Source organism: Serratia sp. A07 (assembly GCF_058725505.1).
Window position 1 is genome coordinate 38,824 of the sequence record NZ_JBZXDO010000016.1, and the last position, 16,533, is coordinate 55,356.

15 protein-coding genes and 1 riboswitch are annotated in these 16,533 nt (G+C 60.3%); of the genes, 6 read left to right on the forward strand and 9 right to left on the reverse strand.

All coding sequences use genetic code 11. The annotated features are described in order from the left end of the window. Positions 1 to 51 precede the first annotated feature (51 nt). The 5 genes from AC4PR2_RS16435 to AC4PR2_RS16455 form a co-directional block, all read right to left on the reverse strand. Complete coding sequence (locus AC4PR2_RS16435; RefSeq protein ID WP_443014527.1) at positions 52 to 1,587, reverse strand: phospholipase D family protein; 1,536 nt, start codon at positions 1,585 to 1,587, stop codon at positions 52 to 54. Between the two features lie 86 nt (positions 1,588 to 1,673). Then, a complete protein-coding gene (locus AC4PR2_RS16440) occupies positions 1,674 to 2,465 on the reverse strand; it encodes an AraC family transcriptional regulator (RefSeq protein WP_070914368.1) in 792 nt (263 codons plus the stop codon). Positions 2,466 to 2,822: 357 nt separating this feature from the next. After that, complete coding sequence (locus AC4PR2_RS16445; RefSeq protein ID WP_038871643.1) at positions 2,823 to 3,140, reverse strand: cupin domain-containing protein; 318 nt, start codon at positions 3,138 to 3,140, stop codon at positions 2,823 to 2,825. A 237-nt stretch (positions 3,141 to 3,377) separates the two neighbouring features. Continuing rightward, entirely contained in the window at positions 3,378 to 4,421 is a 1,044-nt protein-coding gene (locus tag AC4PR2_RS16450; RefSeq protein WP_319856977.1) for an NAD(P)/FAD-dependent oxidoreductase, read from the reverse strand. 17 nt (positions 4,422 to 4,438) lie between these two features. Then, on the reverse strand, positions 4,439 to 5,611 hold the full coding sequence (locus AC4PR2_RS16455) for an MFS transporter (protein WP_492175289.1): 1,173 nt from the start codon (positions 5,609 to 5,611) through the stop codon (positions 4,439 to 4,441). Positions 5,612 to 5,792: 181 nt separating this feature from the next. On the opposite strand from AC4PR2_RS16455, the gene AC4PR2_RS16460 reads away from it, so the two are divergent. After that, positions 5,793 to 6,662: a LysR substrate-binding domain-containing protein gene (locus AC4PR2_RS16460; protein ID WP_060418903.1), complete on the forward strand. Its 870-nt coding sequence runs from the start codon at positions 5,793 to 5,795 to the stop codon at positions 6,660 to 6,662. Between the two features lie 12 nt (positions 6,663 to 6,674). Here AC4PR2_RS16460 and AC4PR2_RS16465 read toward each other — a convergent pair whose 3' ends face one another. The 3 genes from AC4PR2_RS16465 to AC4PR2_RS16475 all read right to left on the reverse strand — a co-directional run bounded on the left by AC4PR2_RS16465 (position 6,675) and on the right by AC4PR2_RS16475 (position 9,934). After that, the gene (locus AC4PR2_RS16465) at positions 6,675 to 7,082 is read right to left on the reverse strand and encodes a DUF2000 domain-containing protein (RefSeq protein WP_197767218.1); all 408 of its coding nucleotides are present in this window, start codon (positions 7,080 to 7,082) and stop codon (positions 6,675 to 6,677) included. Positions 7,083 to 7,134: 52 nt separating this feature from the next. Further along, complete coding sequence (locus tag AC4PR2_RS16470; RefSeq protein WP_060439948.1) at positions 7,135 to 7,983, reverse strand: AraC family transcriptional regulator; 849 nt, start codon at positions 7,981 to 7,983, stop codon at positions 7,135 to 7,137. Between the two features lie 70 nt (positions 7,984 to 8,053). Beyond that, on the reverse strand, positions 8,054 to 9,934 hold the full coding sequence (locus AC4PR2_RS16475; protein WP_492175290.1) for a diguanylate cyclase domain-containing protein: 1,881 nt from the start codon (positions 9,932 to 9,934) through the stop codon (positions 8,054 to 8,056). Positions 9,935 to 10,115: 181 nt separating this feature from the next. Beyond that, positions 10,116 to 10,191: riboswitch (Fluoride riboswitch) on the forward strand. A 40-nt stretch (positions 10,192 to 10,231) separates the two neighbouring features. Between AC4PR2_RS16475 and AC4PR2_RS16480 the strand changes: the two genes are divergently transcribed. From AC4PR2_RS16480 to eno, 3 genes are read left to right on the forward strand one after another with little or no spacing between them, the layout of a single operon-like run. Then, positions 10,232 to 11,197 (forward strand): DHHA2 domain-containing protein, encoded by a 966-nt coding sequence (locus AC4PR2_RS16480; protein WP_193159083.1) that lies wholly within the window; start codon positions 10,232 to 10,234, stop codon positions 11,195 to 11,197. A gap of 3 nt (positions 11,198 to 11,200) precedes the next feature. After that, positions 11,201 to 11,629, forward strand: a complete 429-nt coding sequence (locus AC4PR2_RS16485; protein WP_443014529.1) for an adenine nucleotide alpha hydrolase family protein — start codon at positions 11,201 to 11,203, stop codon at positions 11,627 to 11,629. A 16-nt stretch (positions 11,630 to 11,645) separates the two neighbouring features. Further along, positions 11,646 to 12,929 (forward strand): phosphopyruvate hydratase, encoded by a 1,284-nt coding sequence (eno, locus tag AC4PR2_RS16490; RefSeq protein WP_060418913.1) that lies wholly within the window; start codon positions 11,646 to 11,648, stop codon positions 12,927 to 12,929. Here eno and AC4PR2_RS16495 read toward each other — a convergent pair. Next, positions 12,916 to 13,338 carry a MerR family transcriptional regulator gene (locus AC4PR2_RS16495; protein WP_060418915.1) on the reverse strand — a complete coding sequence of 141 codons (423 nt, stop codon included), beginning with the start codon at positions 13,336 to 13,338 and terminating at the stop codon, positions 12,916 to 12,918. The genes eno and AC4PR2_RS16495 overlap by 14 nt on opposite strands. A gap of 72 nt (positions 13,339 to 13,410) precedes the next feature. Here AC4PR2_RS16495 and AC4PR2_RS16500 point away from each other — a divergent pair, with 72 nt between their 5' ends. Together AC4PR2_RS16500 and AC4PR2_RS16505 are read left to right on the forward strand one after the other, a co-directional pair. Beyond that, positions 13,411 to 14,631, forward strand: coding sequence for an NADH:flavin oxidoreductase/NADH oxidase family protein (locus tag AC4PR2_RS16500; RefSeq protein WP_492175291.1), 1,221 nt, complete (start codon positions 13,411 to 13,413; stop codon positions 14,629 to 14,631). A 506-nt stretch (positions 14,632 to 15,137) separates the two neighbouring features. Beyond that, a complete protein-coding gene (locus AC4PR2_RS16505) occupies positions 15,138 to 16,520 on the forward strand; it encodes a diaminobutyrate--2-oxoglutarate transaminase (RefSeq protein ID WP_071845411.1) in 1,383 nt (460 codons plus the stop codon). The last annotated feature ends 13 nt before the right edge of the window (positions 16,521 to 16,533 follow it).

Sequence of the window (16,533 nt, forward strand, 5' to 3'; positions counted from 1 at the left end):
AGGTTCCCTTGCAACGGTTGGTTCAACGGGTGGCGGCGGCATTCGCCGCCGTTACAGCATCCACTCGATCGGCAGCCAGCCGGCCACGGTGAGAATAATGCGTTTTACCCAACCGGCGCCGGGCTCTTGCTGATGCACCTCGGTGTGGCCGTCTTCGAAGGCTTCTTTCCACACCATTTTGCCCGCGGGCGTCAATACCGGGCGGTAGGCGGCGTACTCGAGCGGGCCATCAAACAGTTGGCGAGTGTCGGCTGCCAGCGTCGGGCTGTCGATCAAAAAACCCATTTCGCAGTTCAGGTGCGCCGAGCGCGGGTCGAAATTGAACGAACCGATAAACACCCGTTTATCGTCGATGGCGAAGGTTTTCGCGTGCAGCGCCGCGCCGGACAGCCCCAGCGGCTTGAGTTCCTTGCGCCCGGTCGGTTGACCGGCGCGCAGCTTCAGCTCGAACAGCTCGACACCCGCCTGCAGCAGCTCACGCCGGTATTTGGCGTAGCCCGCATGCACCACCAGCACGTCGGTGGTGTTCATCGCGTTGGTCAGCACGCGTATGGACTTCCCCTGTTTGGCAAGCGATTCAAAGAAGCTCGCCCCTTCCCGCCCCGGCACGAAATAGGCGGAAACCAGATCCAGTTGCCGGCCGACGCCGCCGATGATCTTGCCGAGCTGCGTCACCATCAACCGATCGCGCGACGCCTTGCCCAGCCCTTTCGCCGGATCGTCGGCCACCAGCTCTACCTGGGTGAATTCCGGCTGGACGGCGCCATCGCGAAAGCGCACCGCGCTGGTTTCCAGCTGCACCGCCAATTTGCGGGCCCGTTCGCTGCTTTCGGTCGCGGTGGCCTGCGTCAGGAAGGCAGAAAGATTACCTTTGCCCCGGATAATTTGCTCAACGCCGAACACCGACGCGCTGTTCCAGTAGCGATCGAACACCTCGGCCGTTTCTGCCACTACGCTGCCGACGCTCAGCACGTCGAGATCGAGGAAATAGTTTTCGTCGCCGACCTGGAAATACTCGTCGCCAATGTTGCGGCCGCCGATGATCGCCACGGCGCCGTCGACGATGTAAGACTTGTTATGCATGCGCCGATTCATGCGCATAAAGTCAAAGGCGTAACCGGCCAGCTTCGGCGTGCGCACGGTTGATGGGTTGAACAGGCGGATCTCGACGTTTTCCTGGGCGTTCAGCGCCGCCAGGGTCTCGTCCATGGCGACGCCGTTATCGTCCAGCAGCAGCCGCACGCGCACGCCGCGTTGGGCGGCGTCATACAGGGTTTTCAGCAGGATCTGCCCGGAGGTGTCGTTATGCCAGATGTAGTACTGGGCGTCGATCGACCTTTCCGCCATCCGCGCCAACGCCAGGCGGCTGGCGAACGCATCGTGCCCGCTGGCCAGCGGCACCACGCCGCTCAGGCCAGGATGCGCCGCCATCAGTTCGGCGGCCCGCGCCGGCAACTGCGCGGCAGGATCCGCCGGCAACGCCGCCTGCGGCAGACGCTGGGAAATATCCGGCAAACGAAAGAGGACTCTTGCCGCAATAATGGCGATCGTCACGGCGAGAATCAGATACACGACAATTTTTATCACGGGAAGCGGCCTCGGAGGTTGACTGCTTTGCTTTATACGTCATTAGGTTGCTTCAATCTATAGGAGAAGCGCGCTATGCCATAAGGCTATAGCGTAAAGCGCGAAGGCGAAACGCCAAACAGTTTTTTGAACGCCACCGAATAGGCGCTGTGGCTCTCGTAACCGCTTTCGAAGGCGGCATGGATGATCGAGTTGCCGGCCAACAGCAGCGGAATGGACGACAGCAGCCGCAGGCGCTGTTTCCACTGGCCGAAGGTGATGCCGGTTTGTTGAGTGAAATGACGCTGGAAGGTTTTCGCGCTGATCGACAGTGAATCGGCCCAGGCCTCAATGCCGCGATCGTCGGCCGGCGTGATGACCAACAGCCGGCAAATCTCGGCCATTCTCGCCTCTGCCGGCCAAGGCAAATGCAGCGCCAGCTGCGGCTGCAGGCTCAGCTCCTCTAGGAACAACGCTCTGAGCAGCGTATTGCGTTTGGTCTCCGCCCCTTCGGGCGCCAGCGTCGCCAGCTGAGCGATCAGTTCTCGCAGCAGCGGTGATACCTGCAATACGCCGTCGCGCAGCGGCAAACGCGCGGCGGTGACTTCATCAACCAAAATCCCGTAAACGCAAATGTTACTCTGCATGACCAGCTGATGTTCTACCCCCGGCCGCAGCCAGACCGCGGTGGTGGGCGGCACGATCCAGCGCCCGCTGCTCGCCTCGACCGCCATAACGCCCTGCTGCGAATAGAGCAAATGGCTGCGTTTATGCGAGTGGTAAGGAATGACAAAGCCCGCCGGATAGTGTTTCACCAGCCCCGTCACCTCGAACGAGGAGTTTTCGTGGCTGCTGAGGTCGATGCGTTTGGTTTCGGCGTTGTCGACTTCGAATCCCATGGTCGTTTGTCCCTTTTGATAACGCGAATGTCTTTTATTTGATAGAGGCGCCGCATGATCCTCCATATAGTGACGTTCTCGCAAGCCACACCAGGGGCCTTATGCGAAGAAACTCACTATTTACACCAAAATTTCATCGTTCTGCGTAAAACCAAGGCGATGACGTTGCGCATGCGCTGCGCGATGGCGGCTCGTTGCGGGGGCGACGTGGCCGAAAGTGATGGAAAGGGAAAGCGCGGTGGCTTAAATCAGGAGGTAGACGCATCAATCAGCAGGTAGCTCAGCCTGGGGGGCGGCTTAATGCTGCAGGGATAGGGAGAGCGCCTAGGCTCTCCTCTATCCATTCGTGTTATCACCTCAACGGGCCAACTCGGCGCCGTCCAGCTCGGAAATCGCCAGACAAATAACTTCAGTAATGGCCTGTACCGTATAGGCAGTATTGGCAGGGATGATTAACATCTCATGGGGTTGCAACGTCTGATCGTCAACCTTCAGTTCACCGCTCAGCACCATCAGTTTCACCCACCCCGGATGAAAACGCGCCGGTTGTCGGCTGCCCGCATCCAACTTCAGCAACGCCGTATGGCCAGGCGTCTCCCGTTTCAAAATATGAAAACGCACCCCATCGTAAGGCATGTTTTCGTAATGCAGTGACGCCAGTGTTCTCTTATGCATGGTAAGTGTCCTCGTGACCTGTGAGTAGCTGCTCCGCCTTCGGTCGCCATAAAAACGATTGGCGGCTGTCCCTACCGAAAGCACAGGCTCGCAGCCTCTTGGCGAACGGATTTAACTGTCGTACTTGCAGCGGCCCGACCGACCGCCGTTTCATGCCCAACCTGCCTCAGGCATGCTACTAAATATATAAGAGCCTCGCCGACGGCGCAAAAAACCGCTGCCAGGTTGAGCGTATATTCATTTCCCGTCGTCAAATCGCTCGGGGCGATAAGCGTGCGGAATGGCAGGATTGACGCCATACAGCAGCTCGTCGCTGACCAGTCGGCCAAGCGTTGGCGCGCACATCACTGCCGGGTGCATCACCGCCACATAGAGCCGGGTAGCGCCCAGTGGCCCGATGATGGGATAACCGTCGCGCGGCCGGGGCCGCATCCCCACCGAACACGCCTGCAGTTGCAAGGGTGCCGTATCCGGCAGGCGGTTTTTAATCGCCGATTGCGCGTCGTTTTCCACCCGTTTAACGTCCCCCTCCGGCGGGTAATCCTCCGCCGCCAGCAGATCGCCGTTTTGCGTATGGCGCACTTCAACGTCATCGCCCGCAATCAGCGTGTTCACTGCCAGCGCCGCCGCACGATAGCGTAACAGAATCGCCGGCGACGCCTCGATCGGCAGCGAGAACCCACTGCCATCCAGCAGCGCGGAGATTCCCGTGCCGCAGGCGAGCACCACCCGATCGGCGGCAATCGCGCCTTCCTCGGTAACGATGCCGATTATCTGCCCCTCTTCACGCAAAAATCCGGTGACGGTTCGCCCCAGGAGCAACTCCCCGCCCCACGCGCTAACGCACTCGAGCAACCGCTGTGTCACTTCTTGCGGATCGACGGCGCCGTCACGCGCCGCAAAATAGGCTTGGCTATCGGGCTGCCTGAGCCCCGGTTCCAGCGCGTTCACCTCGGCGGAGGGCAAAAGCCGATTGTCGGGGTTTTGCGTCGCCGGCGCCTGGCCATAGCTGAGCGCGCCGGACCAATTCACCCAGAGATCCGGGATCTCCTGCGCCAGGCGCATCCAGTCAGCGACGATCTCGCGCCGCAGAAACGCGTCGGGAGCGCCCTCAGGCACGCCTTCGCTGATCCAGCCAAACGAGCTGCCTGTGGCCCCCGCCGCGGGATACGCCTGCTCAACGACGACAACGTGCTGCCCCTGGCGCGCGAGATGATAGGCGACCGATGCCCCGACAATCCCGGCGCCCACGATAACCATGCGTGATGATGTTCCATTCATTTAATGATGTCCGTACCTCATTTCAAGTGCTGCCGCCAAAGCAGGCAGGCCGCCAGACAGGCTACTCCACCGCCGCAGGCCAATACGGCATAAGACGTGCCCCAGCTCTGGGTGGTATCCATCACGACGCCAAAGGATAAAGGGGCGAACGAACCGATGCCGAACCCCAGCAGCGATCGCCAGCCCATCACGCTGCCGAGCTGTTGCGGCGGCACGTTGTCCGCCATCGCGGCCGACAGCACGCCGGAGTCGCCGAGGATAAAGAAACTGCCGATGCTGACGGCCAGCAGCGTCCAGCCCGGCCCCCAGTTCGCCGACCACCCCATCAGCAGCGATCCCAACGCGCCGGCGGCGCCCATAAACATCAGCACCGATGCACGGTTAAAATAGTCGGAAACGGTGCCGACAATCAGCGTAGCAACCATGCCGGCCAGGTGGATCACCGCCGCGACGATCAATCCGGCACTGAGCGGATCCAGAGAGAAACCACTCAACGCCTCGCTGACCAGGCTGGGCGCCCAGGCCCAGTTACCGAGCAGTTCCCAGCTGTGGGCGATATACCCGACCAGCAACAGCAGGGTCGCATAGGTGATAGCATAACTTTCACGTTTCGTCTGCCTCCCCAGCGTACGCGGCTGCGGTTCCCGATAACCGACCAGGGCCAACGAACCGGCCAGCGCCCCCAGCAACGCACCGGCGGCACACAGGGAGAACGCCACGCCGGCCCCCCAGCGCATGGCGCTCCAACCGGCGATGAAAACCGACAGAAAATACCCCAACGAACTGGCCGCCAGCATCATGCCGATGGCGTAACCGCGCCGGGCCGGGCCGTTCATCCCCATCGCCAGCAGCAGCGCCGGCGTATAGGCGCCGCCCTGCGTCAGGCCGACGAAGGCCATCAACACCAGCGCGCCGGCATAAGAATGGGCAAACACGGCGAACAGCATCAGCGCAGCGGCGCCCAGCCAGGAAAACAGCAGGTAAACCCGGCGCGCCCCCAGCGAATCACACCACCAGGAAGCCACCAGCAGCGCCAGCGCGTTGGTCAGGCTAAATACCGTTTGCACCGTACCGGCGGAGGCGGCGTCGAGCTGCGACTCGCTTCTGATGGTCGGCAGTGCACCGGCGAACATCATGGTGCCCAGGCAGAGGCCGGCCCGGCTCACGCAAAGCAGAAAGAAAGCTCGCATCTCAGCGCCGTCTCCCTGCCCATCGGGGGGGGAGGATAATTCGACTAACACGAACGACAGACGGGGAAAATCGCTGCATGGCACGCTCGGCAAACCGGGAAAGATGCGTGATAATAGTGAGAAAAATCAACGGCTGACAAACGATCTTTCCTCGCTCATTTGGTTGAGCTAGACTCAACCTATGAAAAAAATTCACTCCCTGCCGCACCTGTCCGCTTTCGAAGCCGCCGCCCGCCTTGGCAGCTTCAGCGCCGCTGCGGATGAGCTGTTTCTCACCACCGGCGCGGTCAGCCGCCACATTCGCAGCCTGGAAGAACAGCTAGGGATCACACTGTTTTATCGCGGACACAAGTCCGTGCGGCTGACGCAGGCCGGCGAGAATTTTTCCCGCACCGCGTCCCGGGTGATAAGCGAACTGTATGCTGCGGAAAGCGCACTGAAAGCGAGCGCCGGCCGGCAGCGGCTGGTGGTGCACAGCCTGCCGACGTTCACCATGCACTGGCTGATGCCGAAGCTGGCGGCGTTCAATGAGATTCATCCGGAGGTCGCGATTGATATCACCACCAGCACAGGGGCCGTCGATCGCAATACGCCGTTTGATCTGGCGATCCGGCGCGATCCCGCGCACTTCTCCGGGCTGAAAGCGATCCCTTTTCTGCAGGAAGAGAGTCTGTTGGTCTGCAGCCAGAGCTACTTGCGCGCCATGCCGGTCAGTGCGCCCGGCACGCTGGCCGGGCATACCGCCATCCGCATCCGCGCCCGTGAGGATTTATGGCACAGCTGGCTGAATACCTACCCGACGGCGTTGGACGCCTCGCCGCCGCCGCTCACGCTCGACCATACCTTCGCCGCCATTCAGGCGGCCGAGGACGGTCTGGGGCTGGCCGTCGTGCCTTACCTGTTCTGCGCCAAGCATCTGTCGTCCGGCCGACTGGTGTCGCCTTTCCCGGCGTTGACTATCCGAACCGGCGTTTATTCCCTGCTGCTGCGCGATCGGGACGATGAGGTCGTGAGAAAGTTCGCCGCCTGGCTGCAGGCGTTTCAGGCTTAGGTCTCGGTAGAGTTAGCCGTGAAGCGCCAGGCCTTTTATCGCCTTATCCACCGCTTTTTTCGGTCCGCGCAGCGCCAGACCGACCAAATCCAGATTGTCCGCGTCTTCAGCGAGAAAAACCTGCCGATTGGCTTCATCGTGCCCGGTCGCGAACATGGCGTGCACATAGGGGATCAACGTCAATTCCCGCTCCAACCCTTTGCGATGCACATTTTGCAGGCCCGGCAAATCTGCGGCGAAAATCAGCATCGGCTGCCCGGAAATACCGCCGTAGCGTCTTCCCTGCGCATCCACGTAACACTCGCCGATGATTTCCGGGGCGGCGGCGGCGATGCCCGTCGCCAGAAAGGCCACCACGTTCAGCCGCTGCCAGGTCTGCAGATCGTCGCGTACGATAAACGCAATCTTGGTATCAAACATCTTTCGCTCTACTCCGTTGTGCTGTTAAAAGCACATCATCGGAAATGGCAAATCAGCGGTATAGAACGTTTGTGCACTGGCGTTGATAGGCCGCCGGTGATAAACGGTAGGCGCGCTGGAACCAGCGACCCAAATGGCTCTGATCGGCAAAGCCCACCTGCATGGCGACCTGCGCCGGTTCTTGCCCCTGCGCCAACAACAAGCGTGCGGCCCGCAGCCTCAACCGAACCAAATACGCATGCGGCGACTGGCCAAAAGCCCGAGTGAATTGGCGAGTCAGGCGGAAACGGTCCAGACCACACTGAAGCGCCAGGTCATCCAGACTGGGATTATCCGCCATATGTGCATGCAGATAGTCCCGTAAGCGGTTCATCTCAACCAAAGCGTCGTCGTGTTGGGAATCCGGCCTGGCACGGATGTGCCGTGACAATAGCGTCAGCAGATGGTCCAGGCTTTGATCGCGCGCCAGTCGCCCCTCTCTATGATGCAACGAGAAAAAGGCCTGCTGTATCGCGGCCGCCAGCATAGGATCGTCGGTCAACGTGCTGTGGAAGGCACCTTCCAGCACGGAGGCGTCCCCCATTCCACGGCGGTGCATAGCGGCGGATACCCAATGCTGGGGCAAATAGAGCATCGCATAGGTAAATCCCTCGGCCTGCGGCGCATGGCCATCATGCACCGCACCCGGTTCGATCAGCATGGCGCGCCCCGGCCGGCTGGTATGCAATGAGCGGTGGCAGTTGAAACGCTGTAAACCCTGCTGCGTGACACCCACCAGCATTTCATCATGATCGTGAGGATCGTAGGCATGTCCCTGAAAGTGGGCATTGACGCTCTCAATACCGGTTTCCTCATCGCGTCGCAGTTCGAGCCAATCTTTATGTTGATGATTTGACGCCATGCAATAAATCCGGAGTTCTGCTCACAGGAAAAGAAAAACAGCTTACCCTGAGACCGCCACCGTTGCACGCTCACAGCTCGCAGATGGCGTAAGTGCCCTTTCCGGCCGATTTCGCCTGATACATCGCGCCGTCGGCGCGGGTCAGCAGCATCTCCTCGGTCACATCGCCGCGTGGGGAAATGGCCGCGCCGATGCTGGCGGAAAGCCGTACCTTCTGCGGCCCGATCTGCGTAATTTTGGCCAGATGCGCCAACACGTTTTCGCAAAACTCGCTGACTTCGCGCCGCGGATCCGTCAACGGCCACAGGATCACCGTGAACTCGTCACCGGCCAGACGCGAGACGCTGTGGCGCTCGCCGGCGCAGGTGCTGAGCAATGTGGCGAACGTCTTCAGGATCGCGTCGCCGAAGTCATGGCCATAGCTGTCGTTAAGGGTTTTGAACCCGTCGAGATCGATAAACAGCAGCGCCATCTGCCGCTGATGGCAACAGGCCTGCAGCGTGCCCGACAACCGGCGTAGAAACGCGCGGCGATTGGTCAATCCGGTCAACATGTCGTGGGTTGCGTCATATTCCAGCCGCTGCTGCAGCCGCTTCAGTTCGGTGATGTCCATGGCGAGAATGTAGAAGCCCTGCGCTTCGCACGGCACCAGCGTGGTGTGGATCATCAGCAGCCCTTGCCGGGTCTGCAGCTCATTCTCAAAACTCACCATTTCGCCCGCGAGGGCCCGCTCGATCATCGGTTTTGCTATTCGATAAACGCTTTCCCCCATGAAATCGCGCACCGTCATCCCCCTGAGGCTGGACTCCTCCAGACCAAACCAGGTTTTGTAGGCGCTGTTGGCGAACAGGTAGCGTTCATTGCCGTCGATCTGGCTGATTAAGGCCGGCATATTGTCGGTAATGGCGCGCAGACGCTCCTTCTCCGCACTGAGCTGATATTCGGCGAGCACCCGGGTCTCAATCTCTTCGTTGAGCTTTTTAACCACCACGTTCAGCTCCTGCGTACGGATTTCGACGCGTTGTTCCAGCTCGTGTTGCAGAGCGAACAGATCGGCCTCGGCCGCTTTACGCTCGCTGATATCGACGATACCCGAGATGAAATGGTCCGGCTTGCCGTTCGGCAAACGATTGAGCGCCACCGTCAGCTGCACCCAAACGATCGAGCCGTCGGCGCGGAAATAGCGGTTTTCCATCGAATAGGTACTGATTTCATTTTTCAGCAGCTGCTGCAGCTTTTCCAGATCGGTGTTGAGATCGAGCGGATAGGTGATGTCCTGGAAGGTGCGATCCATCAGCTCGCGCTCGGAGTACTGAAGCATTTCGCAGATGCGCGGATTCACCCGCAGCCAATATCCTTGCAGCGAGACCAGCGCCATCCCTACCGCCGCCTGGGAGAAGGTTTGTTCGAACAGCGCCTCCGTGCGCTGCAGGTCGGATTTCAGGTTTTCGGTATAGACGAGGCGTTCAATGCTCTGCAGATATTCCTCCACCACGGCGGCGAAATCGTGCAGATCGGCCAGTTGAGCAGGAGAAAACGGCTGTGGGTGGCTGTCGATAATGCACAGTGTGCCGAGCGGCAAGCCATCGAGCGACAGCAGCGGCTGCCCGACGTAAAAACCGATCCTCGGCCCGCCGATCACCAGCGGATTATCGAAAAAGCGCGGATCCTTGGCGGTATCGGGCACCACCAGCGCTTCGCGTTGCAAGATGGCATGGCCGCAAAACGAGATATTGCGCGGCGTTTCTCGGGCATCCAGACCGTAGCGCGATAAAAACCATTGGCGATCCCGGTCGATCAGCGACACCAGCGCAATGGTCACGCCGAAGTATTTCGCCGCCAACCGCGTGATGCGATCCAGTTTTTCCACCGAGTTCGAATCCAGCACGTTCAGTGAGTTCAATACCGACAGGCGTTCGGCTTCGTTTTCGGGGAAGCAGGGTTCGAGCATGTTGTCTCCCATTGTGTCACCCACGGACCCGGCATAGCCGGCGTGAGTCCGTTCAGCCTATCCGTCGGTTAGCGGCAAATAATATCCTTGTCCATCATAGACTCACTCACAGTATCAATCCGATTATGTATTCTCGCCAACTTTGCCGGGCGTTGCGTTTCCCCCCACGCTGCGCTACAGTCGTTCACAAGGTGATGGTGTTCCACCTTTCCCAACCGCCGCGTTCACTCGAACCGGATGATGACGCCTGATATACAACTTCGCTTTATTTTTTAGGCAGGTATGTCAGGAGTCGCTATGAATGAAATCTCAGGTTTTACCCCTTTTCCACTCCAGCCCGATGCCGTCGCGCGGGAAATGCCCCTGTACGTTTTCGGCCATAAAAATCCCGACAGCGACAGCATCTGCAGCGCGCTGGTGGTCGCGGACTGGCTCAATCACCTCGGCAAACCGGCCGTGGCTTTCCGCCTAGGCGACCTCACGCCGGAAACCCACTACATACTGGCTGCCGCCGGCGTACAGGCGCCTGCGCTGCTGACAGACGATCTCCGTGACCGCAAAGTCTGGCTGGTCGACTTTACCGATATCGAACAAGGCCCGGCCTCATTGCCCGACAGCGACGTGGTCGGCGTTATCGACCATCACCGGCTGGGCACGTTAGTCACCCGCAACCCGCCCGATGTCTGGGTGCGCACCGTCGGCTGTTGCGCCACCCTGATCCTGCAGATCCTGACGGCAGAAAAACCGATGCCACTTAACGCCGCGCAGGCCACGCTGCTGCTGGGCGCCATCTTGAGCGACACCGTCGCGCTCAGTGCGCCGACCACCACGGAACAGGATCGGCTGGCGGTCACCCGGTTGCGCGCAATCTCTCACGTCGACTATGACGCCTTCACCGCCGGGCTGCTGGCCGCCAAAACCGATCTCTCCGGGCAATCCGCCCCGCAGTTGCTGCAGCGCGACGCCAAGAATTACCGCATCCATACCGTTTCGCTGCTGCTGTCGCAGATAGAAGTGCGGGCCATGAGCGACATCGATCCGCTGTTGCCCGCGCTGCAACAGGCGCTCGAGCAGGCGAAACAGGAGGCCGGGCTGGAGATGACCGCACTCCTGGTTACCGATATCACCCACCGCCGTTCCACCCTGTATTTCTCGTCGAACCGGGTGCTCGCCATTCGGCAAGTGTCGCTGCCCGGTATGACGAGCCGAAAAAAAGAGGTTTTACCGTGGTTAACCCTACAGATTGCTCACGCAGGGAGATAAGACATGCCGATCTACCAACACGCTTTACTGCTGGTACAGGATGAACGCGACGGCCGGGTGCTGTTGCGCCATGCCGAACGCCTCAATCAGCAGGTGAATACGCGCATTACCGTGGCGCACATCAGCGCCGACTATGCCGAACTGGACTACCTCAGCGATGCGCAAACCAAAGATCGCCAGTCCAGCGAGGTGATCGCCGCCAAAGCCATGCTCAGCCGCCTGGTGGAAGACTGCTCAATCCCCCTGGAGGTACGCGCAATGGTCAGCATCCATCGCTTCAAAGACGTCGAAGCCCTGATTGCCCGTGAAGGCGTCGATCTTTTGTTGCTCGGCCATCAGAACCGTCCGTTTGGCGTCTATGCCTCCTTCGGCTTCGAATTCATCAACCATTTATCCATCGATGTGCTGATAAAGCACGTTCCCACTCCCTAGAACGAGGTGACACCCCATGAACGATGAGATTGAAAGCGTAACCGCCAGAGAGATCCTGGATTCGCGCGGCAACCCGACCGTCGAAGTCGAAATGAGCGCGGCGGGCGTCGTGGCCCGGGCTTCGGTGCCTTCGGGAGCCAGCACCGGGTCGCGCGAGGCGGTGGAGCACCGCGACGGCGATCCGCACCGTTTCGGCGGCAAAGGCGTACTGGAGGCGGTGCACAGCGTCAAAACGGCGATCAACGAGGCGCTGCGCGGAGTGGATGTGCGCCAACAAGAGGAGATAGACCGCCGGCTGATCGCGCTGGACGGCAGCGAGAACAAGAGCCGATTGGGGGCCAACGCCCTGCTCGGCGTTTCTCTGGCCGCCGCCCGCCTCGCGGCGCAATTGTCGCAGCTGCCGCTGTATCGTTATCTGGGCGGCATCGGCGCCAACCTGCTGCCGGTGCCCTGCATGAATATCATCAACGGCGGCGTGCACGCCCGGTGGCAAGGGGCGGACTTTCAGGAGTTTATGATAGCTCCCCTGGGCGCGCCGTCGCTGCGCGAGGCCGTGCGCTGGGGCAGTGAAGTTTATCAGACGCTGCGCCAAATCCTGTTGGAAAAAGGCCTGTCGGTCGGCGTCGGTGACGAAGGCGGTTTCGCGCCGGCGGTCGCCTCAAACCGCCAGCCGCTCGAGCTGATCGTGCAGGCGATAGAGAAAGCCGGCTACCGGCCGGGAGAAGATATCGCGATCTGCATGGATCCGGCCTCGAGCGAATTCTACGCCGACGGCAAGTATCGCCTGCGCAGCGAGAATCTCGAGTTGGACGCAGCCCAGATGACGGCCTATTACCAACGGCTGGTGCAGGATTTCCCCATCGTGCTGATTGAAGACGGCTTGGCCGAGGACGACTGGGCCGGCTGGCGTATTCTGAGCGACGCCCTGGGCGACCAGGTGGAGCTGGTCGGCGACGATCTGTTCGTCACCAACGTGAAATACATCCAGCGCGGGATTGATGAACGGTTGGCCAATGCGGCGCTGATCAAGCTGAACCAGATCGGCACGCTGAGCGAAACCTTCGCCGCCGTACAGCTCTGCCAGGCGAACGGCTGGGGCACCTTTATCTCGCACCGCAGCGGTGAAACCGTCGACAGCTTTATCGCCGACATGACGGTCGCGATGCGAGCCGGCCATCTGAAAACCGGCGCGCCGAGCCGCGGCGAGCGGATCGAAAAATACAATCAGCTGATGCGCATCGAAGACCAGTTGGGCGCCGCGGCGGTGTATGCCGGGCGTTCCGCCTTTAAACGCCGCTAAGCTTTGCCGGCCGGGCCGGCGATGCGTCGGCCTGTTTTTCGCCCTTGGCTTGGCACAGCCCGGCGACACCGGACTCCAATAAGGTCAGCCGGGTCGTCAACAAGGTTTCTCGTTGTTCATTCAGCGTGGCCATCATCAGCTCGATCTCCGCCAGCCGTTCATCGACGCCGCGTATCAACCCATCCTCATAAGCGCTGCCCTGCAGCGCCAGCACGCGTTGGATCGCCTGCAGCGAAAACCCCAGATTTTGGCCGATTTGGATCAGGTGCAATCGCTCCAGTGCGCTATCGCTGTAGACCCGATAGCCGTTGACGCCGCGCACCGGTTTCGGCAGCAACCCCAGCTGCTCGTAGTAGCGTATCGCCGAGGCGGCCACGCCGGCGCGCTGCGCCAATTCTCCGATCTTCATGCCCTATTGACCTTAAAGTTAACTTTAAACCTAGTATAGCGCCATTCCCCTTACGACAGGAGCGCATAACCGATGTTTACCCCACTGACGCTGCCCAACGGCAGCCGCCTGACCAACCGTCTGGCCAAGGCGGCGATGGAAGAAAATCTGGCCGCCCCAGGCCAACTGCCCAGCCCGGCGCTGTGGCGCTTATACCGCTATTGGGCCGAAGGCGGCGCCGGCTTGATCATCACCGGCAACGTGATGATCGACGGCCGCGCCATGACCGGCCCCGGCGGCGTGGTGCTGGAACAAGACACGCCGCTCGCCCCGTTCGAAACCTGGGCCAAGGCCGCGCGCCAGGGCGGCGCGCAGGTGTGGATGCAGCTTAACCACCCGGGCCGGCAGGTGATGGCGAACATGGGCGGCAACGCATGGGCGCCCTCCGCCATCCCGCTGGCGATGGGCAAGCACAGCAAACTGTTTGCCCAGCCGCAGGCGATGGATGAAGCGCAGATCGCCGAGGTTATCGCGCGCTTCGCCGCCAGCGCGCACGCTGCCGAACGGGCCGGTTTTACCGGCGTGGAGATCCACGCGGCGCACGGCTATCTGATTTCCCAGTTTCTCTCGCCGCTGACCAACCAACGCAACGATCGCTGGGGCGGCGAGTTGGCGAACCGCGCCCGCCTGCTGCTGGAGGTGGTGCGTGCGGTGCGCGAGCGCGTCTCGCCGGGCTTTTGCGTGGCGGTCAAACTCAACTCCGCCGATTTTCAGCGCGGCGGTTTTTCTTCGGACGATGCCCGCCAGGTAGTGCTGATGCTGAACGATCTGCCGGTCGATCTGATCGAACTGTCGGGCGGCAGCTACGAAAGCCCGGCGATGCAAGGCGAAACGGCGGACGGCCGCACCCTGGCGCGAGAAGCCTATTTTCTGTCCTTCGCCCGCGATCTTGCCGCGGTGGCCCGCATGCCGGTGATGACCACCGGCGGCATCGCCCGTCCTTCGGTGGCGCAGCAGGTGCTGGACAGCGGCGTCGCGATTGCCGGCATCGCCACCGCCATGGCGGAAGTGCCCGATCTGCCGCGGCGCTGGCAAACCGGGGCGGCCCCCCATGCGCTGCCTGCCCCGGTCACCTGGCGCAGCAAAGCGATGGCGTCGCTCGCCCGGATGGCGTTGGTCAAGCGCCGGATGCGAGCGCTGAGTGACAATCGGCCGCGCAGCGTGCGCTATTCCCCGCTGTTCACGCTGCTCGTCGATCAGTGGCGTACCCGCCGCATCCTGCAGCGCTACCACGCCTGGTTACGGCAACGTTAACGGCAACAGCGCCGGCGAACCCGGCCGGCGCTGCGTAAAAATCGCGCTTTTTTGATCGCGCTACGTGAAATCTGAGAGAAATCACCGATCTGGATGCTGCGCTTTTAACGGTTGGCCATTTATATTCATCACAAACTTTGTGTATATAAACGCTATAGGACTTAAGGTGGTGAATAGATAAAAATAAGCCGTTAATTCCTATTTATGTTATTAAACGGAAATTCACCTTATTAATAAGCGTATTAAAGCCGCCTGCAGGTTGGCGACGGAAAGGATTTTTGTGCCATGTTAACGATATGTTGTTTTTTACCGGCAAAACCAACGGTCAATAAATCAACAACATATTGATGAGCCTAAGAATAAACTAAACAATTCAAAACAAAATCGGCTATTGAGTCCCAGGCGAAAAAGCCATATATTGGTCGCGCTTTTCACAAGGCAGTTACTTTTCTAATTCATTAATTCAATCGGAGCGTGTTGAGACCTTCGGTTGTAGGAGAGATATGATGACGGATAAAGTCCGTATTGATACTTTAGTTGCAAACTCATTAAACGGAAACAATGAAACCTATTTGGCGCGCCAAGCCGAATTTGAGTCGAATGTTAGGAGTTATCCGCGCAAATTGCCGTTGGCAATTGCGAAAGCCCAGGGCGTTTGGATCACTGATGTTGAGAATAATCAATATCTTGATTGCCTGGCCGGGGCGGGAACGTTGGCTCTTGGACATAATCACCCCGACGTCCTGCAAAGCATCCAAAATGTCATTACCAGCGGCTTGCCGTTACATACTCTCGATCTCACGACCCCGTTAAAAGATCGTTTCTCCGATTACCTGCTCTCTCTGTTGCCGGGCGAAGGCAAAGCCTATTGCCTGCAGTTCTGCGGCCCGTCCGGTGCCGATGCGGTGGAAGCCGCGCTGAAGCTGGCGAAAAAGCACACCGGCCGTTCCGGCGTGATCAGCTTCTCCGGCGGTTATCACGGCATGACCCACGGCGCGCTGTCGGTCACCGGCAACCTGTCGCCGAAGGCGGCGATCAACGGCATGATGCCAGAAGTGCAGTTCATGCCTTATCCGCATGAATACCGCTGCCCGCTGGGCATCGGCGGCGAAGCCGGCGTCAAGGCGCTGACCTACTACTTCGACAACCTGATCAACGACGTGGAAAGCGGCGTGCGTAAACCGGCGGCGGTGATCCTGGAAGCCGTTCAGGGCGAAGGCGGCGTTAACCCGGCACCGGCCGAGTGGCTGCAGCGCATCCGCAAAGTGACGCAGGAGCATGGCATTCTGCTGATCATCGACGAAGTTCAGGCCGGTTTCGCCCGTACGGGCAAGCTGTTCGCCTTCGAACACGCAGGCATCGAGCCGGACATCATCGTGATGTCGAAAGCGGTCGGCGGCGGCTTGCCGCTCGCGGTACTGGGCATCAAGAAAGAGTTTGACGCCTGGGAACCGGGTCACCACACCGGCACCTTCCGCGGCAACCAGCTGGCGATGGCCACCGGCCTGACCACCCTGCAATACCTGAAAGAGCACAAGGTCGCCGACAAAGTGGCCGCTCAGGGCGAATGGCTGAAAGGCAAACTGGCCGAGCTGCAGAAACGTTATCCGGTGATCGGTCACGTCCGCGGTCTGGGCCTGATGATCGGCATCGAGATCGTCAAGCCGAACGAAGCGCAGGATCACATGGGCTGCTACCCGGCCGATGGCGAACTGTCTGCCCTGCTGCAGAAGAAATGCTTCGAATCCGGCCTGATCCTGGAGCGCGGCGGTCGCAACGGCTGCGTACTGCGCCTGCTGCCTTCGCTGCTGATCACCAACGATGAGCTGGGTATTTTCCTGGATAAATTTGAGCAGGCGCTGTTGGCCGCCGGCGTCAAGCCAGTCTGATTGGAGCGAATGA